21 protein-coding genes, 1 pseudogene and 1 riboswitch are annotated in these 22,829 nt (G+C 41.4%); of the genes and pseudogenes, 19 read left to right on the forward strand and 3 right to left on the reverse strand.

The features are described 5' to 3' along the window. A pseudogene (locus tag ACF1X7_RS03260) lies at window positions 1–138 on the reverse strand (IS3 family transposase); the annotation flags it as partial. 239 nt (window positions 139–377) lie between these two features. On the opposite strand from ACF1X7_RS03260, the gene clpB reads away from it, so the two are divergent. From clpB to ACF1X7_RS03285, 5 genes are all read left to right on the forward strand, one after another. Further along, a complete protein-coding gene (clpB, locus tag ACF1X7_RS03265) occupies window positions 378–2,963 on the forward strand; it encodes an ATP-dependent chaperone ClpB (RefSeq protein ID WP_411162423.1) in 2,586 nt (861 codons plus the stop codon). A 359-nt stretch (window positions 2,964–3,322) separates the two neighbouring features. Then, window positions 3,323–3,505, forward strand: coding sequence for a 50S ribosomal protein L32 (gene rpmF, locus ACF1X7_RS03270; RefSeq protein WP_004270395.1), 183 nt, complete (start codon window positions 3,323–3,325; stop codon window positions 3,503–3,505). Between the two features lie 107 nt (window positions 3,506–3,612). Then, window positions 3,613–4,164: a DUF1836 domain-containing protein gene (locus ACF1X7_RS03275; protein ID WP_004270388.1), complete on the forward strand. Its 552-nt coding sequence runs from the start codon at window positions 3,613–3,615 to the stop codon at window positions 4,162–4,164. Window positions 4,165–4,361: 197 nt separating this feature from the next. After that, the gene (yjeM, locus tag ACF1X7_RS03280) at window positions 4,362–5,894 is read left to right on the forward strand and encodes a glutamate/gamma-aminobutyrate family transporter YjeM (RefSeq protein ID WP_411162424.1); all 1,533 of its coding nucleotides are present in this window, start codon (window positions 4,362–4,364) and stop codon (window positions 5,892–5,894) included. A gap of 146 nt (window positions 5,895–6,040) precedes the next feature. Beyond that, window positions 6,041–6,916, forward strand: coding sequence for a hypothetical protein (locus tag ACF1X7_RS03285; protein WP_039099384.1), 876 nt, complete (start codon window positions 6,041–6,043; stop codon window positions 6,914–6,916). Window positions 6,917–6,961: 45 nt separating this feature from the next. Here ACF1X7_RS03285 and ACF1X7_RS03290 read toward each other — a convergent pair whose 3' ends face one another. Further along, complete coding sequence (locus ACF1X7_RS03290) at window positions 6,962–7,138, reverse strand: YjzD family protein (protein ID WP_004270393.1); 177 nt, start codon at window positions 7,136–7,138, stop codon at window positions 6,962–6,964. A gap of 122 nt (window positions 7,139–7,260) precedes the next feature. Here ACF1X7_RS03290 and dnaE point away from each other — a divergent pair, with 122 nt between their 5' ends. The 12 genes from dnaE (at window position 7,261) to ACF1X7_RS03350 (ending at window position 20,007) form a co-directional block, all read left to right on the forward strand. After that, window positions 7,261–10,599, forward strand: coding sequence for a DNA polymerase III subunit alpha (gene dnaE / locus ACF1X7_RS03295; protein WP_411162425.1), 3,339 nt, complete (start codon window positions 7,261–7,263; stop codon window positions 10,597–10,599). 128 nt (window positions 10,600–10,727) lie between these two features. Then, window positions 10,728–11,687 (forward strand): 6-phosphofructokinase, encoded by a 960-nt coding sequence (gene pfkA, locus ACF1X7_RS03300; protein WP_004270386.1) that lies wholly within the window; start codon window positions 10,728–10,730, stop codon window positions 11,685–11,687. Between the two features lie 80 nt (window positions 11,688–11,767). Beyond that, window positions 11,768–13,528 carry a pyruvate kinase gene (gene pyk, locus ACF1X7_RS03305; RefSeq protein WP_039099382.1) on the forward strand — a complete coding sequence of 587 codons (1,761 nt, stop codon included), beginning with the start codon at window positions 11,768–11,770 and terminating at the stop codon, window positions 13,526–13,528. 148 nt (window positions 13,529–13,676) lie between these two features. Continuing rightward, the gene (locus tag ACF1X7_RS03310; RefSeq protein WP_004270392.1) at window positions 13,677–14,138 is read left to right on the forward strand and encodes a DUF441 domain-containing protein; all 462 of its coding nucleotides are present in this window, start codon (window positions 13,677–13,679) and stop codon (window positions 14,136–14,138) included. Window positions 14,139–14,163: 25 nt separating this feature from the next. After that, window positions 14,164–15,072 carry a S1 RNA-binding domain-containing protein gene (locus ACF1X7_RS03315; RefSeq protein ID WP_004270403.1) on the forward strand — a complete coding sequence of 303 codons (909 nt, stop codon included), beginning with the start codon at window positions 14,164–14,166 and terminating at the stop codon, window positions 15,070–15,072. Window positions 15,073–15,105: 33 nt separating this feature from the next. Then, the gene (locus ACF1X7_RS03320) at window positions 15,106–15,624 is read left to right on the forward strand and encodes a Fur family transcriptional regulator (protein ID WP_004270398.1); all 519 of its coding nucleotides are present in this window, start codon (window positions 15,106–15,108) and stop codon (window positions 15,622–15,624) included. A 12-nt stretch (window positions 15,625–15,636) separates the two neighbouring features. Next, window positions 15,637–16,521, forward strand: coding sequence for a site-specific tyrosine recombinase XerD (gene xerD, locus ACF1X7_RS03325; protein ID WP_039099379.1), 885 nt, complete (start codon window positions 15,637–15,639; stop codon window positions 16,519–16,521). Between the two features lie 75 nt (window positions 16,522–16,596). After that, on the forward strand, window positions 16,597–16,965 hold the full coding sequence (locus tag ACF1X7_RS03330; RefSeq protein ID WP_004270408.1) for a hypothetical protein: 369 nt from the start codon (window positions 16,597–16,599) through the stop codon (window positions 16,963–16,965). An 8-nt stretch (window positions 16,966–16,973) separates the two neighbouring features. Beyond that, window positions 16,974–17,726: a segregation and condensation protein A gene (locus ACF1X7_RS03335; RefSeq protein ID WP_004270404.1), complete on the forward strand. Its 753-nt coding sequence runs from the start codon at window positions 16,974–16,976 to the stop codon at window positions 17,724–17,726. After that, on the forward strand, window positions 17,710–18,339 hold the full coding sequence (gene scpB / locus ACF1X7_RS03340) for an SMC-Scp complex subunit ScpB (RefSeq protein WP_004270387.1): 630 nt from the start codon (window positions 17,710–17,712) through the stop codon (window positions 18,337–18,339). The genes ACF1X7_RS03335 and scpB overlap by 17 nt, the downstream gene beginning before the upstream one ends. Next, window positions 18,340–19,110, forward strand: coding sequence for a pseudouridine synthase (locus ACF1X7_RS03345; protein WP_039099378.1), 771 nt, complete (start codon window positions 18,340–18,342; stop codon window positions 19,108–19,110). A gap of 55 nt (window positions 19,111–19,165) precedes the next feature. Beyond that, window positions 19,166–19,301: riboswitch (FMN riboswitch) on the forward strand. A gap of 124 nt (window positions 19,302–19,425) precedes the next feature. After that, on the forward strand, window positions 19,426–20,007 hold the full coding sequence (locus tag ACF1X7_RS03350; RefSeq protein ID WP_039099377.1) for an ECF transporter S component: 582 nt from the start codon (window positions 19,426–19,428) through the stop codon (window positions 20,005–20,007). 60 nt (window positions 20,008–20,067) lie between these two features. Here ACF1X7_RS03350 and ACF1X7_RS03355 read toward each other — a convergent pair whose 3' ends face one another. After that, window positions 20,068–20,298, reverse strand: a complete 231-nt coding sequence (locus ACF1X7_RS03355) for a ferredoxin (protein ID WP_039099376.1) — start codon at window positions 20,296–20,298, stop codon at window positions 20,068–20,070. 34 nt (window positions 20,299–20,332) lie between these two features. Here ACF1X7_RS03355 and ACF1X7_RS03360 point away from each other — a divergent pair, with 34 nt between their 5' ends. Together ACF1X7_RS03360 and ACF1X7_RS03365 are read left to right on the forward strand one after the other, a co-directional pair. Continuing rightward, window positions 20,333–21,364, forward strand: a complete 1,032-nt coding sequence (locus tag ACF1X7_RS03360) for a helix-turn-helix domain-containing protein (protein ID WP_411162426.1) — start codon at window positions 20,333–20,335, stop codon at window positions 21,362–21,364. Then, window positions 21,361–22,806 (forward strand): RecQ family ATP-dependent DNA helicase, encoded by a 1,446-nt coding sequence (locus ACF1X7_RS03365; protein WP_411162427.1) that lies wholly within the window; start codon window positions 21,361–21,363, stop codon window positions 22,804–22,806. The genes ACF1X7_RS03360 and ACF1X7_RS03365 overlap by 4 nt, the downstream gene beginning before the upstream one ends. Window positions 22,807–22,829: the final 23 nt, after the last annotated feature.

Genomic DNA, 22,829 nt, shown 5'->3' on the forward strand with positions numbered 1-22,829 from the left:
CTTATAACGTTGAACCCACGAGACAACTAGTGAGTTACTCTTAATACCATATTTTCTCGCTATTAATTTATAACCTAAGGGTGACGTTAGATAATCCTGAACAACTTTTATTTTTAATGTTTTAGAATATTTGGTCAATATAAAAAACCCCCGATATTGGATTTTGGTCCAATATCGGGGGTTCACTTCAGAGACAGATTTTGTCTTAGCCTCTTTTTTTGTGTTACTTTTCAGGAAGAACTCGCCTACCAGCTCTCCGTCTTAAGTCTGATTTATAAGCGAATTACTTGAAAGTTTGACCTATTTTGACTATTATAGAATTAGTCAGAATAATCTGACACTTAATTTAAAAAATAACTGAAAAAGGAATGACGTCTATGAATCCAGAACAAATGACACAAGCTGTCCAAGATGCACTTGCAGAAGCGCAGAAAATCGCGATGACGCGTCATCAAACTGAAATTGATATTCCACACCTCTTTAAATATTTAGTCCAACCACAACAACTAGGACGGCAAATTTACCAAGAAGCCGGTGCAGATATCGATGCTCTTGAGGCGGAGATTGATCGTGAAATTGACGCAATTCCAACGGTTGAAGGTCAAACGAATTACGGTCAAAACATCTCACAAAACTTGTACCAAGTATTAACTGCTGCTGAAAAATACAAAACAGAATTCCAAGATGAATTTTTATCAACTGAGACGGTCATCTTGGGCTTAATGGGTTTGAAATACCAGGCACTCGTTCAATATTTACAGAAACAAAATGTCACTGAACAAAAATTAAAGAAAGTCATTACTGATTTACGAGGAGGCGAGCGTGTGACATCTAAAAACCAAGAAGATAATTACCAAGCGCTTGAAAAATACGGAACGGATTTAATCAAAGCGGTCCGTTCTGGCAAAATGGATCCAGTTATTGGCCGGGACGAAGAAATTCGAGATGTTATTCGGATTTTGTCACGGAAAACCAAGAATAACCCCGTTTTAATTGGGGAACCTGGTGTCGGGAAAACGGCGATTGTTGAAGGATTAGCGCAACGAATCGTCCGTAAAGATGTGCCCGATAATTTAAAAGATAAGACAATTATTTCACTGGATATGGGGACTTTAATCGCCGGGGCCAAATACCGGGGTGAATTTGAAGAACGACTTAAAGCTGTGTTAAAGGAAGTTAAGAAGAGTGAAGGTCGGATTCTGGTCTTCATTGATGAAATTCACACGATTGTTGGTGCTGGTAAGACTGAAGGTAGCATGGATGCTGGGAACCTCTTGAAACCAATGTTAGCGCGTGGTGAATTACACATGATTGGTGCGACAACGTTGGATGAATACCGGCAAAATATCGAAAAAGATAAGGCGCTTGAACGGCGTTTCCAAAAAGTGCTAGTTCAAGAACCATCCGTTGAAGATACCATCAGTATTTTACGTGGTTTGAAGGAACGGTTTGAAATTTTCCACGGTGTCCGGATTCACGATAATGCCTTAGTCGCAGCTGCGACGTTGTCAAATCGCTACATTACGGATCGATTCTTACCGGATAAGGCAATCGACTTAGTGGATGAAGCCAGTGCCAACATTAACGTCGAAATGAATTCACAACCAACGGAATTGGATCAAGCAACGCGGCAATTAATGCAACTTGAAATTGAAGAAGAAGCGTTAAAGAAAGAAACCGACGCCGCTTCGCAAAAACGATTGGCTGAGACGCAAAAACAATTAGCTGATTTACGCGAAACAACGAATAATTTAAAGATGCGGTGGGAAACTGAAAAAGAAGATTTGAACCGCATTAATGATAAAAAAGCGGAAATTGATGCTGCTAAACGGCAATTAGAAGAAGCACAGGGAAATTATGATTTAGAAACGGCTGCTAAGTTGCAACACGGCACAATTCCACAATTAGAAGAAGACCTTGCCGACCTTGAAAAGGCTGAAAAGCCAGAGGACTGGATGGTTCAGGAATCCGTTACTGAAAATGAAATTGCAACGGTGGTTAGTTCCCAAACTGGGATTCCAGTCGCCAAATTAGTTGCCGGTGATCGACAAAAATTACTGCGTCTTGCCGATGTTCTGCATGAACGGGTAATTGGTCAAGATCAAGCTGTCAATGTTGTGACAGATGCTGTATTACGTTCACGGGCTGGCTTACAAAATCCAGACCGTCCGCTTGGCTCATTCCTCTTCTTAGGACCAACAGGGGTTGGGAAGACCGAATTAGCAAAAGCTTTAGCTGAGGATTTATTTGATTCTGAACGGCATATGGTCCGCATTGATATGAGTGAATATATGGAAAAATATTCTGTATCACGATTGGTCGGTGCCGCACCGGGCTATGTTGGCTATGAAGAAGGTGGCCAATTAACTGAAGCAGTTCGGCGGAATCCATACACAATTGTGTTATTGGATGAAATTGAAAAAGCCCATCCAGATGTCTTTAACATTTTATTACAAGTGTTGGATGACGGTCGTTTGACAGATTCACAAGGACGGACGGTTGACTTTAAGAATACAATCATCATTATGACTTCTAACTTGGGTTCTGAAATCTTACTGGACGGTGTAGATGAAGAAGGTCGAGTTTCACAAACGGCTAAGGAAAGTGTTCAAGCCTTAATTCAGACGAAATTCAAGCCAGAATTCTTGAATCGAATTGATGATACAATTATGTTTACACCATTGAGCTTGAACGATATTCAAGCGATTGTGGTCAAAATGCTTCATGATCTATCAGACCGTTTGTCAGATCAAGAATTGACATTGACGATTTCAGATGCTGCTAAACAATGGGTGGCAGAAGAAGGTTACGATCCTGCATTTGGGGCGCGGCCATTACGGCGTTTTATTACGAACCATATCGAAACCCCATTGGCTAAAGAAATTATTGCCGGGCATATGTTACCAGGAACCACGGTTGAAATTAACTTAAAAGATAACCAGTTAGTTTTTGAAAATCGCTAACGATTGAAAAAGCGCTGCAAATTTAATTTGCGGCGCTTTTTTTGGACATCAATCAGGGATTATTACTGTCAGATTGATGTTTGTATGGTACACTTATTAGGGATGATGTACAGAATGTTAGTGACGATTAAGGACGATTCCACTTTGAAAGTGGTGTCATTAAGAGTCGTTAATCAATTGTTTTTCTGTAATTGACTTGCTCTTAGCGGATAAACATAGTATTATAGAAGTCGCGGACAAAAGTAGCGGGACACGTGATGATTTAAAATCAATTTGAATGGGATTGAGATAATCCTTGCCAAATTCCCCGAGTTCGGTATATCATTAATGAATCTAAGATATAAAGGAGTCTGAAAATAATGGCAGTTCCAGCAAGAAGAACATCAAAGACGAAGAAACGTATGCGTCGTGGACATATCAAATTGAACACACCAAACGTACAATTCGATGCAACTAATGGCGAATACCGTGTAAGTCACCGTGTATCACCAAAAGGTTTCTATAAAGGCGAACAAGTTGTTACACCAAAAGCTAACGACTAATCGTCATCGAGAGTTTCTGAATAAGAAACTCTTTTTTTATGCAGTTTCCTAGTTTTAAATACTAGATGGTGGTATAATGAGTATTGAATAAAAGGAGATTGATAATTATGAAAAATGAACACTTGAAACAAAAGCTCGATCGTTTACAAATTGTACGCTTACCACGTTGGACAGACCTGCCCGATTTGGAACTATATATGGATCAAGTGGTTAGTTACATCAATCAATACCTAAACGCGTTAAATTTAGATGAAATCACCGCTTCAATGATTAATAATTACGTCAAAAAAGAAATTGTGGCAGCACCGATTAAAAAACGGTATACAAAATCGCAAATTGCTCAAGTTTTAATTATTGCACTATTGAAAACGAGTTTTTCGATTGAAGAAATCAAACAATTGATGACAGCGGAAACACCTAACCGAAATGAAAAGCAACTTTATGATTACTTTATCTTAACGTTTTTAGCAGCGATTCATCAGTTAGATGAGGATTACAGCCCCTATGACCAAGGCAAAAATCCAGCAGGTACATTGGTCACTGAAACCCAACAAACATTGCTGAAATTAGCATGTCAGAGTGTGGTATATAAGATTGCAATTGGGATTACTTTGAAGAAAGAACCAGTTGAAGAAAAAACGCCAGCAAAAAATAAGTAATTGACTAGAAAATGAGAATTGAATTAAGATTCACAAATAATTCAATTACAAAAATAATGAATTCGTTTACCTCTTTCTATTTTCGCCGTAAAATAAAGGTAACTAATTAGTTTATTAACAAATGTTAGTTAACTAATTTTTATTCATAGGGTTAATCATTGTGGTTAAGTCTGAAAAAAATGAAAGAGGTGTTTTAGGTGGCAGAAAAGAAGAAGACGAATAAGTTAACGCTTGGTGCGCTTATTCTAATGGTCTTTACGTCAGTCTTTGGATTTACGAATATCCCACGTGCGTTCTACTTGATGGGATATGCATCAATTTTTTGGTATGTTTTAGCAGCTGTTACCTTCTTTATTCCTTATGCATTTATGCTCGGAGAAATGGGAGCGGCCTTTGGTGAAGCAAAGGGGGGGATTTACTCTTGGATGGAGAAATCCGTTAATGCTAAATTTGCCTTTGTCGGCACATTTATGTGGTTTGCTTCATACATTATCTGGATGGTTAACGTCGGGAACGGGATTTGGATTCCATTATCAAACGCCTTTTTCGGGGTTGATAAAACACAAGAATGGTCAATCTTTGGTTTGACAGATGGTGTGCAAACATTAGGAATTTTAGCTATTATTTGGATCATTGTCATTACCTTTGTCACATCAAAAGGCCTTGATAAAATCAAGAGAATCACCAGTATTGGTGGTTCAGCCATTACGTTAATCAACGTGATTTTATTCTTGGGTGGTTTGTTAATCCTTGTTTTAAATAAAGGGGTAATGGCACAACCTGTTACAATCCATGCATTCTTCCAATCACCAAATCAAAGCTATACATCGATGATTCAAGTCTTCAGTTTCGTTGTATTTGCGATCTTCGCTTATGGTGGTCTTGAAGTTGTTGGTGGATTAGTAGATGAAACTGAAAACGCTAAGGTTAACTTTCCGAAAGGGTTAGCTATTTCTGCTGTCGTGATTGTTGTCGGCTATGCTGTTGGGATCTTTATGATGGGGACTTTCACTAACTGGAACTTCGTCTTTACCAATGGTGGTGGCTTCGCCAAAGCAACCGGTTCAAACGCAACCGTTACTTTGGGGAACGTTGCTTATATTGCCATGAACAACATGGGTTACCAATTAGGGTTAGCAATGCACTTAAGTGAACATGCTGCTATTCAAGTTGGGATTTGGCTCAGTCGTTACATGGGGCTTTCAATGTTCTTAGCACTTAGTGGTGCTTTCTTTACAATTATTTTCTCACCATTAAAAACAATTATCGAAGGGACACCTGCTGCCTTTTGGCCTAAGTCATTTACTAAGAAAAATAGTAATAATATGCCGGTCAATGCAATGAAGGTCCAAGCTGCAATTGTAATTGTGATTATTGCCTTCGTTGCTTTTGGTGGTAAGAGTGCTGCTAAGTTCTTCGATATCTTAACAGCGATGACAAACGTTTCAATGACATTGCCATACATGTTTGTGGCATACTCATACTTTGGCTTTAAAAAGGATGAAAGTATCGAAAAACCATTTACAATTTATAAAGGGAAGACCTTCTATAAATTCTGTGTCTGCATGGTTATGTTCACAGTTGGTTTTGCGAACGTCTTTACGATTATTCAACCAGCAATTGATGGTAATTTAAGTCAAACAATCTGGTCAGTTGCTGGCCCTATCTTCTTCACAATTGTTGCATTATATATGTTTAACCGTTATGAAAAGAAAACAAATTTAAAATAAGTTTTTAAAAGAGCGGCCGTTAAGTGGTCGCTCTTTTTGATTGGTCTTAAAAAATGTGACACTTCGTCGTTTTCGCTTGAATTGTGATTCTAAAAGGGTTAAGCTAAGATTTCAATGAGTTAAATTTCAATGAAAAGGTGACGAATATGAAAAAAACAATTGTTGGTTTAGTGACCAGCTTAGGGCTAATCGGTCTATTGGCTGGTTGTGGGACAACCAAATTAACAACGACTAAAACAAATTATCGCCAAAATGGAATGGTGGCAGTCGTAAAAGGTTCAACAACCAAAAAAGCTGATTTACAATACCGGATTAATCATAATCATTTCCAAAAAGCAACGGTCAAAGACGGAACTTATGTGATTCAAGTACCAACAACGACTAACAAACAAACAGTAACGGTACAAGCTAAAGCAAACGGTAAAACCGTTCAAAAGAAGGTAACGATTGCAGCGGGCACATCAGTTGGCCAATATGCCAAGATTGCCGCGCAATACAACCAGGCTTTAATTGGGATGGCGTTATCTAAGGCAGATCAAACCAAAGCGCAGGAATTGCAAAAACAAGCAGCAGCTGCCAAAGCAGGCCAACTTGCACCTGCTGATCTGATGACACTTAAGCAGCGGCAACAGGAAGTACAAGCAGCAATGCAACAGGCGCAACAGACACAAAAGGATCAATTGCTACCAACCACACCTAAAAATGGGGTGACTGAATGGGTCGCAACAAAGCATGTCACCATTCGCGGTTCTGTTGATAGTCAAGATGTAATGGGGATGACGCTCATTACACCCGTTAAAGCGCTCAAAGATAAAGCGGCATTGAAAGATTTTGGGACCAGTTTTGCATTGATTGCGCAAGCAACGGGCGCTGATTCCAAAAAAGTGATGTCCGAATTTAGCGATTATACGAAGAAAAACAAAAAAGGTAGTCAAACCACGATGAAGACGATTGAATCAAATGGTGTGAAGTTCAATACCGGTTTTTCAACAAGTGATTTGTATATTTACATTACAAAATAAACGTAAAAAGGGCCGCAACTTTATGTTGCGGCCCTTTTTTGTGCTTTATTTAGCTGGATCTTTTGGTAAGACAAGAGGTAAGAAGTTGAGCAAAAGCCCAAAAATAACTGAGACGATAACAGTTGTTTGAATGTTAAAGCCGGTTTTCGTTAGTTTAGAACCGATAAATCCAATGACAAACCCAAAAATCAATGTCCAAAGTAGATTCATAACGTATTTCATAGTTGGCCTTCTTTCTTTGATTCAATTCTATGATATTGTAACACGTTTTCCAAAGAGAATCATTTGAAATAATTTGTTATACTAAGAGTAATCGAATTAACGAAGAAAGAAGGGGCCGTTGCTTGCCATTCGTTCAACTACAGGTTAAGAGTACCTATACGCTCTTGGAAAGTACCACTAAAATTGATGCACTGATTGAAAGTGCTAAGGCGCGCGGCTATCAGAGTATTGCGCTGACGGATAAGAACGTGATTTATGGGCTAGTCGATTTTTATAAGGCGGCCAAGGCAGCTGACTTACATCCAATCTTGGGTTTAACGCTTGAAATTGGCGGATTACTTCAAACCGATGAACGGTTTCCGCTAATTGTATTGGCGAAAGATTTAGTTGGCTATCAGAATCTTTTGAAGCTTTCTTCTAAAGTGATGACTCAAACTGATCTGGTTTCATTTGCTGATATTACACAGTGGTTCAGCCATTTAGTAGTGATCACGCCGGCTCAAGATGGCGAATTAGTCCGCCTACTTTTGCAAGCGGAGGAGCAAACAACGGCATATTTGACGCAACTCCAGGCGGCAGTTGATCCGGGGAGCTTGTACTTAGGAATCAGTGCCAAGCGAGCAGCAGCCCCCCAACTTAGCGGGTTAATTGCATTGAGTCAGACGACCGGAGTTCCGCTGGTTGCGTTAGGTGATGTTCGTTATCTAGAACCAGATGATGCTTTTTCAGTGCAAGTCTTACAACATATTAAAGCTGGTACGCAAGTTAATCTCCATAGTGGTGATCAGACAACGCCAGGCGGCTATTATTTACAAGCTGCTGATCAGATTGCGGCCGAGTTTGAAGCATTGCAGTTGGTCGAGGCCGTGCACAATACGGATAAGATTGCACAACTCTGTCAAGTTGAGTTGACCTTTAAGCGGGCCCAATTACCACGCTTTGAAACACCGCATCAAGAGTCGGCAACGGCATATCTAGAACAGTTAAGTCAGCAAGGCTTACAAGTTCGGTTTGCCGATCAAGCGATTCCGCAAGAATATCAAGAACGCTTGCAGTATGAATTGCGAGTGATCAACGAGATGGGCTTTGCCGATTATTTCTTAATCGTTGCCGATGTCATGCGGCATGCCCATGAACAACATATTATGACGGGCCCAGGGCGAGGCTCTGCGGCAGGGTCGTTGGTGGCCTATGCTTTAATGATTACTGATGTCGATCCGATTCAATATCAATTGTTGTTTGAACGTTTTTTGAACCCCAATCGGGCGAATATGCCAGATATTGATTTGGATATCCCAGATAATCGTCGGGATGAAGTGCTGGCCTATGTCTATCACAAATACGGTCGGAATCATATGGCGCAAATTATTACATTTGGTACACTGGCAGCTAAAATGGCGTTACGTGATGTGGGGCGTGTGTTTGGCTTAAGTCAGTTTGAAATGAATGATTGGGCTAAGGCAATTCCGGACATGCTGAAAATCACGTTAAAAGAAGCTTATCAACAATCACAACCATTGAAAAATTTGGTGGCCGATTCCACTCAAAATCGATTACTATTCGAGACAGCACAGAAACTTGAAGGACTGCCACGACACTACTCAACGCATGCGGCTGGGATTGTATTAAGCCAAGCACCGTTAACTGATACGGTTGCATTACAAAGTGGCGGTGAAGAGATTGAACTTACACAATTGCCAATGGGCAACGTGGAAGAACTGGGCCTACTGAAGATTGACTTTTTAGGATTACGTAATTTAGGGATTCTTGCTAATATTGTAAAGCTTGTTGGACAGCAAACGGGACAGCCGTTTGACCCACACTCAATTCCGTTGGATGATCCTAAAACACTTGCATTATTCCAACAAGGTGATACTAATGGTATTTTCCAATTTGAATCACCTGGCATTAAGAATGTTTTACGGCGGTTGGCACCGAGTTCTTTTGAAGACGTCGTGGCGACAGATGCGTTGTATCGACCAGGTCCGATGGAAAACATCGACGTATTTATCGCTCGTAAGAACGGGCAAGAACCTGTCACTTATCCGGACGCGTCGTTAGCCGATATTTTAGCGCCAACGTATGGGATATTAGTGTATCAAGAACAAGTTATGCAGGCTGCGTCCAAGATGGGGGGCTTTAGCTTAGGCGAAGCCGACTTATTGCGGCGAGCAATGAGTAAAAAGAAGAAGGCGGTGATTGATGCTAGCCGGACGCAATTTATTCAAGGCGCACTCGAACGCGGGCACACAGAAGCTGCTGCTACGACAGTCTACGACTATATTGAGCGGTTTGCCAATTATGGATTTAACCGGTCACATGCTGTTGCTTATAGTAAAATTGCTTTCTGGTTGGCTTATTTAAAGGTTCATCAGCCAGCAGCCTTTTTTGCAGCTTTATTAAATGCCGTTTTGAACAATCCGACAAAAACGAAAACTTACTTAGCAGAAGCTAAGAAACGTCAAATTAAAGTGCTGCCACCTGATATTAACCGCAGTCAAAGTTATTTCAGATTAGCCGACTCAGGGATTATCTTTGGTTTGTTCAGCATTAAAAAAGTTCGGCGCGATTTTGTGGCGGCGATTATTCAAGAACGGACAACGAACGGACCGTTTAAATCGTTACTGGCCTTCTTACAGCGGATGGATCCTAAGTTTCTCAAGCAAGAGGCATTAGAAGCCTTGATTTATAGTGGCGCCTTCGATCAGTTTAATCCGAATCGGAATGCGCTGTTGACCAACTTAGCCGACCTGCTTGATAGTGTGAAGTTGTCAGGGAATAACGTCGATTTATTTGCTGTTTTAGCACCGAAAGAACGTGCCGTACCGAATTTAACCTTGACTGAACGATTGGATAAAGAAGCTGAATATCTTGGGGCCTATGTTTCGGGGCATCCGGTCGAGAAATATGATCGTGTACGCCAACACTACCATGTGCCTGATATCAGTGATTTGGCACCCGAGCAAACGGTCCATTTGGTGCTATTCATTCGCCGAATTAAGGTGATTCGAACGAAAAAAGGTGATCAAATGGCGTTTGTAACGGGGCAAGATGCAACCGGTGAAATTAGTGTGACGCTCTTTACTGGCGTTTATCAACGGGTCAGTGAATGGCTACAAACAGGACAAGTTGTTTTTATCACCGGGAAAGTTGAACAACGTCGCGATTTACAAGTGGTTGCTAATCAGATTCAATTGGCACAAGATGCACAAAAGACGCTACCCAAAGCGACCCTTTATTTACGGGTTCAAACGGCGTTGACGAGTCAAGCGCAACAACAAATGTATCAATTGTTACAACAAAATCACGGAACAACGCCAGTTATCTTGTACAATGCGGCCGATAAACAGTCAATTCTATTGAACGAGCGCTATTGGGTTGTGAGCAACGAAAAACTAACGACCGCGCTTACAAACCTTTTAGGGACGGGAAATGTGATTTTAAAAGGGTTTGACCAATAAAGAAATTGGTCTATCTTTGCGAAAATCTTCGCAAAAGACAAGACTTATTTTCTGAAAAGTGATAATATATTAGTGACTTTGAAAGACCAATTGGTTTTTTAAGTAAAATATTTGCCTGGGGTGAAAAGATGAAACGCATAGGTATTTTGACAAGTGGTGGGGATGCACCTGGTATGAACGCTGCCATCCGTGCCGTTGCAAGAAAAGCAATGCATGAAGGCCTTGAAGTCTATGGTATCAATTATGGTTACGCTGGTTTAGTTGCCGGAGATATCTTCAAGATGGACCCAATTACGGTTGGTGACAAGATTCAACGTGGTGGGACATTCTTGTACTCAGCACGTTATCCAGAATTTGCACAAGTCGAAGGACAATTGAAAGGTATTGAACAACTCAAGAAGTTTGGTATCGAAGCTTTAGTTGTCATCGGTGGTGATGGTTCTTATCACGGTGCACTTCGTTTAACTGAACATGGTTATAACGCAATTGGTCTTCCAGGAACAATTGATAACGATATTCCATTTACAGATCAAACAATTGGTTTCGATACAGCTGTGAACACAGTGCTCGAATCAATTGACCGGATCCGTGATACAGCTGCTAGTCACGAAAGAACTTTCGTTGTGGAAGTAATGGGTCGTGGCGCTGGTGATATCGCGCTTTGGGCTGGTGTTGCCGGTGGCGCACAAGACATTATTATCCCTGAACATGATTTCGACGTTAAGGCCGTTGCTGATAAGCTACGTACTTCACGTGAACATGGTCAAAAACACGCTGTCATTGTATTGGCTGAAGGTGTGATGCACGCTGATGAATTCTCAGAAAAACTTTCTGAATACGGCGATTTCCACTTACGTTCAACTGTTTTAGGACACGTTGTTCGTGGTGGGGCACCAACAGCTAGTGACCGTGTGTTAGCAAGTCGTTTGGGCTCAAAAGCAGTTGAATTATTGCTTGAAGGCAAAGGTGGCGTTGCACTTGGGATTGAAAAGAACGAAATTATCGCACATGATATGTTAGACTTGTTCAATCACAAGCATCACGCAATGTTAGATCTTTATGATTTAAACGAAGATTTAGCTTACTAGATTCATCGTTCCATATATAAAATTGTTAAAACGACTGAGAAGTCTTTTAAAAAATAGACATAAAAGGAGAGATTCCACTTATGAAGAAAACCAAAATCGTAAGTACACTTGGACCCGCAAGTAACAATGTTGAAACTATCGCAAAATTAATCGAAGCAGGTGCTAATGTATTCCGCTTTAACTTCTCTCATGGTGATCATGAAGAACATTTAAGCCGGATGAACATGGTTCACGAAGCTGAAAAATTAACTGGTAAAACAGTTGGTATCATGTTAGATACAAAGGGTGCTGAAATCCGGACAACTGTTCAACAAGGTAAGAAATTTGAATTACACACTGGTGAAGTGGTACGTATTTCAATGGACGATACACTTGAAGGAACACCTGAAAAAATCGCTGTTACTTACCCAGGTCTATACGACGACACACATGTCGGCGGACACGTTTTAATCGATGATGGTTTAGTGGATCTTAAAATTATTGAAAAAGACGAAGCAAACAAAGAACTTGTTACTGAAGTTCAAAACGACGGTATGGTCGGCTCACGTAAAGGTGTTAACGCACCTGGTGTTTCAATCAACTTACCTGGTATCACAGAAAAAGATGCTAGCGACATTCGTTTTGGTTTAGATCATGAAATCAACTTTATCGCTGCAAGTTTTGTTCGTAAACCTCAAGATGTTTTAGATATCCGTGAATTATTAGAAGAAAAACACATGGAACATGTTCAAATCTTCCCTAAGATTGAATCACAAGAAGGTATCGACAACATTGACGATATCATGAAAGTTTCAGATGGTTTAATGATTGCTCGTGGTGACATGGGTGTTGAAATTCCATTTGAAAATGTTCCTTTTGTACAAAAGAACTTGATCAAGAAATGTAACGCTATTGGCAAACCAGTTATCACAGCTACACAAATGTTGGACTCAATGCAAGAAAACCCACGTCCTACACGTGCTGAAGTTAACGACGTTGCTAACGCTGTTATTGATGGTACTGACGCAACAATGCTTTCAGGTGAAAGTGCTAACGGTGACTACCCAGTAGAAGCTGTTGCAACAATGGCTCGCATTGATGAAAGAACAGAAAAATCATTAACAGACCGCGATGCATACGCATTGAAAGCATACAGCAAGACTAACTTGACAGAATCAATTGGCCAAGCTGTTGCTCACACCGCACGTAACTTAGGAATCAAGACAATCGTTGCTGCTACAGAATCAGGCTCAACAGCACGTATGATTTCTAAATACCGTCCACAAGCTGACATCTTAGCCGTTACATTCGACGAACGTACACGTCGTGGTTTAACAGTTAACTATGGTGTATACCCAGTTATCGCTAAGAAACCTGCTAATACAGATGATATGTTCAACTTAGCTACACAAACAGCTCAAGAACATGGTTTTGCTAAAGAAGGCGACCTAATCTTGATCACTGCTGGTGTTCCTGTTGGCGAACGTGGCACAACAAACGTTATGAAGATCCAATTAATTGGTTCAAAATTAACACAAGGCCAAGGTGTTGGCGATGAAACAATCGTTGGCAAGGCTGTTGTCGCTTCAAACGCTAAAGAAGCTGCTGAAAAAGCAATTGATGGTGGTATCTTAGTTGTTAAATCAACTGACAAAGAATACTTACCAGCAATCGAAAAATCAAGTGCTATCGTTGTTGAAAACGGTGGTTTAACATCACACGCTGCTGTTGTTGGTATCGCTATGGGTATTCCAGTTGTTGTTGGTGCTAAAGACGCAACAGAAGCTATCAAAGATGGCGAAGTTGTGACTGTTGATTCACGTCGTGGGATTGTTTACCGCGGTGCAACAAACGCTCTTTAATCATTCCTGAATGATGAAATGAAGCCCCCTCTGAAAAGAGGGGGCTTTTTTTGTTTTAAAAACGCGAATCTTGAATTACTTTTCTTAAAATACTGACAAGTCGTTCATTTATCGGTACAATAGTAGGGAGACTTTATTGGAGGTTTACATGGAAAGTTGGTTATTTTTAGTAGCGATTTTAATCGTTGCATTGTTAGCGAAAAATCAATCTTTAATCATTGCGACCGCGGTTGTTTTAATATTAAAGGTATTCCCGATTTCAAATAAGGTGCTGCCTGTGATCCAAGCCAAAGGCATTAATTGGGGAGTGACAGTGATTTCGGTTGCTATCCTAGTCCCGATTGCAACGGGGCAAATTGGTGTCAAAGACTTAATCAATGCCTTTAAAACGCCGGCGGGTTTTATTGCAGTTGGTTGTGGCGTGTTAGTTGCTGTACTATCAGCGAAGGGTGTGGGGCTATTGTCCGCTAGTCCTGAGATGACAGTGGCCTTGGTTTTTGGGACCATCATGGGTGTCGTTTTTCTAAAAGGGATTGCGGCTGGCCCCGTAATTGCAGCGGGGATTACTTATACCATTTTAACGGTCTTTAATTTAGTACCAATTCATTAATTAATAAGAATAAAAGAGGTTAACTATGAATGAATTAATCGGGCAAGTCATTACTGCCTTAGTAACAGATGAAAATGAAACAGCCTTCTTTGTCCAAAAAGACGGCGTGACATTTGAATTAAAAAAAGAAACTTTAGAACAAGAATTGACAATCGGTGAAACGGTGACTGGTTTTGCTTATGAAAACTCAAGTCGGGAATTGATCTTATCAACGTTTATTCCTAAATCACGCGTGGGCCATTATGCCTTTGGTGAAGTGGTTGAAACGCGGCGTGATTTAGGCGTTTTCGTCAATATTGGCTTGCCAGATAAGGATATTGTCGTATCACTGGATATTTTACCAACCATTACGAAATTATGGCCTAAACCAGGTGATCGTTTAATGATTGCGATTGAAGTCGATCAAAAAGGGCGGATGTGGGGCCAACTAGCTGACGAAAGCATCTTCAGATCAATTTCAAAAGGTGCTAAACCAGAAATGAAGAACCAAGACGTGATGGGGACGGTCTACCGTTTGAAGTTAGCCGGGACGTTTATTTTAACGGATGACTTTTACATTGGGTTCATTCATCCTTCTGAACGTGAAGCAGAACCACGTTTGGGTCAACAGGTTAAGGGGCGCGTCATTGGTGTGCGACCTGAAGGTAGTTTAAATGTCAGTTTGAAACCACGGGCATATGAAGAAATTGGCGACGATGCTGAAATGATTATGGCTGTCTTAAAACGGCAACCTGATTACGCAATGCCATACACTGACCGGAGCGATCCAGAAGCGATTAAGAGTTACTTTGGGATTAGTAAAGGCAGTTTTAAGCGGGCATTAGGCCGGTTAATGAAAAATGGCTTAATTACTCAAGCAGAGGGCCTAACGAGTTTAACTGAAAAAGGTCAAGCTGATATTGCCCCAATTACAGATGACGAGAAGCAAGACTAAGCTTTTTTGAATGATTGAAAAGGAAGTTGCTAAATGGATAAAGCTGAGCAATTAGACCGAATATCCGAGCAGCTACAAGCGGCCGGCTACAAGTTAACAGCACAACGCTCTGCGACGGTGGCGGTCATTTTGGACCATGCCCAAGCGCATCTGAGTGCCGAACAGATTTTTATGGCAACTAAAGAGGTGGTCCCTGAAATTGGGTTGGCCACTGTGTATCGCACCCTTGAGATGTTGACGGAACTGCATGTGTTGAATAAAGTTCGGTTCATTGAAGATGGGATGACCCACTATGACTTGTGTGAGACTGATCACGACCATCATTTCCACCATCACCTGTTGTGTCTGCAATGTGGGGCAATCGAAGAAATTCATACGGATTTATTGCCTGCCGTGGAACAACAGGTATATGATGATTACACATTTACGGTGTTAGATCATCGTTTAACATTTCACGGGATTTGTGCACGTTGCCAACAGATTAACCAACAAAATGGGTTACCAGCCAATCAACTGGATCCTAGTCGCCAAATTGACGTGACGCAGTTGTAAAAGAGGAAGCACATGGATGATTTAATTCAAGATTATTTACATTATTTAAAAGTTGAACGCGGTCTTTCGGAGAATACGCGCCAGAGTTATCGGCAGGATTTACAACAGTTTGCGGCGTTTTTACAACGTCAGCAGGTTGCCAATTTTACTGAAGACCGCTTTTTAATTTTGAACTACTTGCAAGAACAAACTGATGTGCATAAGGCACAAAGTAGTATTACACGGAGCATTTCAACGTTACGTAAATTCTATCAGTATTTAGCGCGTGAAAAACAGATTAAACAAAATCCGATGCTCCAAATCGATTCGCCCAAACAAGGCCGTCATCTACCGGCTGTTTTATCGACGGCGGAGATTGAGCGACTATTGGCGGCACCAGATACGAGCACCGCACTTGGATTACGAGATCGAGCGATTCTAGAGGTTTTATATGCGACGGGGTTACGAGTTAGCGAGCTGATTCATCTAAAGATGGCTGATTTGCATTTATCACTGGGCTTAATTCAGACCCTCGGCAAAGGGAATAAGGAACGGATTATACCGATTGGTGATGTAGCGGTTGATTGGATTAATCAATACCTCGATCGTAGCCGGAATCAATTAACGAAGGGGCGTGCTAACCCGTACCTGTTTGTTAATTTCCATGGTAACGGGTTGACGCGCCAAGGGATTTGGAAGAACCTGAAGGCACATGTTAAAACGGCTGGGATTGAAAAAGACGTGACCCCACATACATTGCGGCATTCGTTTGCCACTGTGCTACTTGAAAATGGCGCAGATCTGCGAATTGTACAAGAATTATTGGGGCATTCAGATATTTCAACGACTCAAATTTACACGCATATTAGTAAGAAACATTTGACAGAAGTTTACCAACGGAGTCATCCACGCGATTAAATTAGATTTGTCGCGCTTTATAAACTATGGTAGAGTTAATGCTATTAGAACTTTGTTTGATCAATGGAGGTCAACATGTTATTCAAGTATAAAAATGATTATGAAAAGATTGCGATGGGCTTTTTATCCTTCGTACCGGATTTAAAAGAAGTCAGTCATGTACAAGCTGAATTGGCGCTCTATACGTCGGATGAGCAACGCAATTTATATTTATGGCGCAATGAAGCCGGCGATTTTGCCGGTGTTGTGGGGATTGAACTGGGTGCGGACTATATTTTAGTGCGCCATATTTCACTGAACCCTTCGGAACGTAGCGACGAGAACTATTTCACCATGTTGGATGAATTAGCGGCGCTTTATCCTGAAAGTCGCGTGATGGGTTCGTTAGAGACTGCGCCATTGATTGCTAAATGGGAACAACATCAGAATACAGAAATGGACTAGATTGACCAATGACTGAACAATTAACGTTGGTCTTGACTGATTTTGAAGGACCACTCGATTTATTATTACATTTAATTAAGCAAACTAAGATTGATATTTATGATATTCCCATTGCTGAAATCACCGCGCAATATCTTGATTACTTGCACCAAATGCAAGTATTGAAACTAGATGTTGCAGGTGATTATTTAGTAATGGCGGCGACGTTGATGAAGATTAAGAGTAAGTTGCTCTTACCTAAGGCACCTGAATTAATTGAAGAAGAAACAGAAGAATACGTCGATCCACGGCAGGAATTAGTGGACCAACTATTGGCGTACCAAGCCTTCCAAAAGGTCGCAACGGTTTTGCAAGAGCGCGAATTGGAGCGCCAACAGCTCTTTGCTAAGCCAGCTAGTAGTAATCCAGCTGAAAAAGTGGTCCCACTGGCGCGCGGCGTGATTAAGCCACGCGATTTAGCGGCCGCAGTTTCTAAAATGTTGGTCGAAGCCCAAGCTAAACAACCGGTCTTCAAAACGGTCCAAAATGACGAAATTTCGATTACGGATAAAATGAGTTGGATTGTGCGTCATTTAGCCGCTCAACCAGTTGCTTTTGAAGCGTTGGTCGTTGTTAAAACAGATCGAGATGAAATCGTCACAACATTTTTAGCCGTACTAGAATTGATGAAGGATCGAAAAATTATTTGCGAACAAGCCGACTATGATGCACCAATCATGGTTCGGTTGAAGGAGGGCATTTCAGTTGAATCATCTCGCTGAAATTGAGAGTTTATTATATGTCGCGGGGGACGAAGGAATTGCGCTTGCGCAAATTGCGCAACTTATTCATCTCGATGAACCGGCAGTCCGCCAGTTATTAGAAAAATTGGCAAATCGTTACCGCGGCAACACTGAATCGGGTTTGAACCTGATTCAAGCCGAAGATATCTATAAATTAGTCACCAAAAAAGAATACGCGACGTTGTTGAAGACCTATTTTGATGGACCGGTGTCAACTAGTATTAGTCAGGCCGCTCTTGAGGTATTGGCAATTATTGTCTATCGCCAACCAATCACGCGGATTGAAGTCGATGAGGTCCGAGGTGTTCAAAGTAGTGGGGCCATCCAAACCTTGTTAGCCCGCCAATTAATTAGCGAAAAAGGGCGTAAGGATGCGCCTGGTCGGCCAATTTTATATGGAACGAGCACCTATTTTTTAGATTACTTTGGTCTTGAATCGCTCGATGAATTACCACCACTTGAACAATTGGCACTTGACGCTGATGTCGATGGTAGTGAAGGTGGTACAGCAGACTTGTATTACCGTCAATTTGAACAAACGTTAAATGAAACAGATACGACGTCGGAAGAGACGTCCAAAGGAGAACAATAAATGGAACGATTACAAAAAGTGATTGCAAATGCTGGGGTAGCTTCAAGAAGGAAAGCAGAAACCTTAATTGCAACTGGTCACGTCACCTTAAATGGTAAAGTGGTGAAGGAAATGGGTATCAAGGTGGATAGCACAAGCGATCATATTGAAGTTGACGGTGTGCCGTTAACGCGTGAACGCAAGGTCTATTATGTCTTGTATAAACCACGCCAAGTGATTTCAGCAGTGACAGATGATAAGAAACGCCGGGTCGTCACTGAATACCTTGGCGATATCGTTGAACGGGTTTATCCAATCGGTCGATTAGATTACGATACATCTGGCTTATTACTACTAACGAATGATGGTGATTTTGCCAACATGATGATGCATCCAAAATATAAAGTCGACAAGACTTATATTGCGAAGGTTTCAGGATTACCAACTGCAGATATGTTGCGCCAATTGCGTAAAGGAATTGTCTTAGAAAAACGCAAAACAGCACCAGCCAAGGTCAAAGTAATTTCAACTGATCGGCGTAAGAACACTGCCATTGTAAGCATCACCATTCACGAAGGGATGAATCATCAGGTTAAGAACATGCTAGCTGCGGTTGGCCTACCCGTAACAAAGTTGAAACGGGAAACATATGGTTTCTTAACGTTAGATGGGTTAGTTTCTGGCGAATACCGTGCTTTGAAACCAATCGAAGTCGCAGAATTCAAAAAAATTGCTGAACTAAATGAAAAACCACAGCATAAGAATCGACCAAAATTATCACGGCATGATTAATTAGTTGCTTTTGGCACGTTGATTTGCTATGCTTATTTCGAACAAAATGTTAATGGTTCGTCTTCAGGGGCAGGGTGTAATTCCCGACCGGCGGTAAAAGTCCGCGACCTGCTACAATGTTGATTCTTGTGGTGGCTGAACTGGTGTGATTCCAGTACCGATAGTGAAAGTCTAGATGGAAGAAGATAGGGCTTATTTGGGTATGAATGTATGCAAGTAAGGTCTGTTAATCTCCCTGATTAACAGACTTTTTTGATGCAATCAGACTTGGCTAAGTCCGCTGACGAAGGCAACCTCATCTGGAGGGTGTTAGTAATGCAAGTTTCAAAAGTTCGTACGATGATTGGGGTCGCAATGCTAGGGGCAATTTCATTTGTCGTCATGTTTTTCGAATTTCCAATTATTCTCGCATTTCCGTTTTTAAAAATTGATTTTAGTGACGTGATTGTCCTGTTAGGGACGTTCGTTTACGGACCAATTGGAGGAATGGGGGTCGCATTGATTCGCTCGACGCTTCATTTCATTATGACCGGTGCTAGCTTACCGAGTTTGGTCGGCGACTTTGCCGGTGTCTTGGCGTCAATCTGCTACTTGTTACCATTCTATTATTTATTCAAGCGTCAATCGAACGTTTTAGTAGGTCAAGCAATTGCTGGTGTTGCGGGGGCTGTCAGCATGACGATCTTCATGTCATTTGCTAACTGGCTTTTCATTTTACCGCTCTATATTAAATTGATGGGTTTGAACTTAGGAATGTCGACTACCAAATACATTCTATTTGGATTAGTACCGTTTAATTTAATTAAAGGGGCACTCGTAACGGTGGTGTTTGCCGTTTTATATTTACGGATTTTACCATGGCTAAAACAACATATGCAAAAACCAATTGCCAAATAAATGGCAGCAAAAAAGGTTGTGTCCAAGCGGGCACAACCTTTTTTATAGGACGTAAATATGCTACGATGAAAATGGCGTTGATTGGCGTACAATCGCACCAGTTGGACAGGCGGTGTAGGCGGTTTTAAACGCAATTCGTTCTTTAGGATCTTCAATTGGCGTCGTTCCCTGATTATGATCGGGTTTAAAAAAGGCGATTCCTTCTTGATCGTAATCGAATAAGTCGGGCGCCTTTAGCTGGCAGAGACCGCAGGCGATACAGCGTTCCGGGATGACTTGACTATAGAGCATTAAATTCACACTTTCTCAATAAAGGACTTAATTGATGATGTTAATGGCGTATCTACTATGCTTGTTGGCGCCTGAGAAAAGGCGGTATCAAGCAATCTACTATACCTTAATTGGTAAACGAACTACTTCAAATCTGTATGCCGGTTTAGCATATGGATTATTAAAATGGCTCCAAATTTATCCTAATCTAGAACAGGCACAATTTCAAGCAGAATTAAAACGACTTCAGCAAAATGGTTGGATTGAAATCGATGAGCGGTATGTTTGGTTGACTGCTACCGGGCAACAAAAACAAGCTGAATGGCAGCCGCAATTAGTTTGGCCGACGCACTATGAAGGCCCACAGATGGGTCACTTACCCCAATTCACTGCTCGTTTTATGTTGGCCGTTCAAATTGTGTCGGAATATCATCATCAAAATACGCAGTACTATCCATTGGAAACGAGTATGAAGGACCGCGTGTTGGTGGTCAGTTGGTTTAAGCGGCATAAGGCAACCATCAATTTTAGCAGTCAATTCCAGCTAGAATTGGCGCAATTACTTGACCAGTTAGATCCGCAACAAGCCGATCTTGTGGCAAATCAACTGATCGGACATCAAGTCTTGGGCAAAAGCTACCAACAACTGGCGCAAGCCTTAGATAGCCCATCCTTGACAGTTCGTGTGCGGACCATCGACGCCTTTGCTCAAATTTTAGGGCTTTTATTGGCGCACCAAACGACTTATCCGCTATTGAATGAATTAGTGGATCAGGCTGAAACGCAATTGAGTCAGAGTACGTTACAGACCTGGCAATTGATCCAACAAGGGGCGAGTGTTGAACAAATCAGCCGCCAGCGCCGGGTTAAGATCGGAACGATTAAAGAACACCTTTTAGAAACCGCGATGTTACTCCCACGGTTTCCGTTTGAACAATTCTTAAAGGATGCAACTACACAAAAACTAGCTAGATTGATGACTGAACAGCCATCGCTCAGCTATAATGAAGCACAAACCGCACTCCCCGGTCTAGATTTCTTTGAGTATCGGCTTTATCAAATTCAAAGGCAGGTGAACGCCCAATGAGCACGGATGAACTGATTTATAAAACGCTAAAAGAGCGGTTTGGCTATGAGATATTTAAGCCAGGACAATTAGAAGTGATTCAATCTGTTTTGGCGGGCCAAGCGACTTTGGCGGTTTTACCGACCGGGACGGGAAAATCATTATGTTATCAATTACCAGCCTATCTTTTGGGCCATACCACTGTCATTATTTCACCTTTAATTGCATTGATGCAAGATCAGGTCGCACAGTTGAATTACCAAGGTGAAAAAAAGGCAGTCGCGATTAATTCAAATTTGGAACCGCGGCAAAAGCATGCGTTATTGCGACAATTGCCACAGTATCGTTTCGTGTTTATGGCGCCTGAAACGATAAGCCAGCCGGCGGTCATTCAAGCACTACAACAATGCCAGATTGATTTATTGGTCATCGATGAAGCCCACTGTATTTCACAATGGGGGATTGATTTTCGGCCGGATTATTTAGTGCTTGCGCAAATCAAGCACCAATTAAATCCGGGGGCAACGCTCGCACTAACTGCAACAGCTGATGCACAGGTTCGGCATGATATTTTAGCCAAGCTAGATTTGCAGTCGGCCAATAGGATTATTACGTCGGTTGATCGTCCTAATATTTACTTAGGGGTGAGTCAACAAGCGGATGAAGCGAGTAAGAACGCCTTTTTGCAACAATTAGTAACTGAGAGTCAGGGGCCTGGGATTATTTATTTTTCAAGTCGTCAAAAGACTGTCGAGATTGCGGCTTTTTTGCAACAAAAGACAGCGATGCGAGTTGCCTATTATCACGCAGCGCTTTCGCCACAGGAGCGCTTCATTATTCAACAACAGTTTATGCAAGGGCAGTTGGACGTAATCTGCGCAACGAATGCATTTGGAATGGGGATTAATAAAGCCAATATTCGCTATGTGATTCACTATCATTTACCGCAAAATATCGAAAGTTATCTACAAGAAGTCGGTCGTGCAGGGCGCGATGGCCAACCAGCCTATGCAATGTTGTTAGCAACACCGCAAGATACGTATCTGCAACAGTCGTTAGTGTCATTTGGGATTCCTGAAGCTGGATTGATTCGGCGTTTCTATCAAGAACCGACATTATTTAAACAAAGCCAAGGCAACGAGTTTGAATTATTACGGCGGTATCAGCAAATTGGGATGGATGAACAGGCCGTTAGTGAACTGTTACAGAATCGGCAAAAAGAAAAGCGTTTTGCGCTTCAAACAATGGTTGATTATTTAAACTTACAAGGCTGTCGGCGGCAATTTATTGTGAACTATTTTGACGAGCAACCCCAACAGGTTGCCCATGCTGATCAATGTTGTGGTCAACAGGATTCAACGGTCTTTTTAGAAAAATTTAATTTAAAAACGTTAACTGATGATAAATCCCCTAAAATAGACGGGTTAGACCATTGGGACGGTATTTTGAAGCAATTGTTTTAGAGATTTTCTGGGTATTTTAAAAG

The sequence above is a fragment of the Latilactobacillus sp. VITA-14 genome, from assembly GCF_046580785.1.
GTDB lineage: Bacteria > Bacillota > Bacilli > Lactobacillales > Lactobacillaceae > Latilactobacillus > Latilactobacillus curvatus.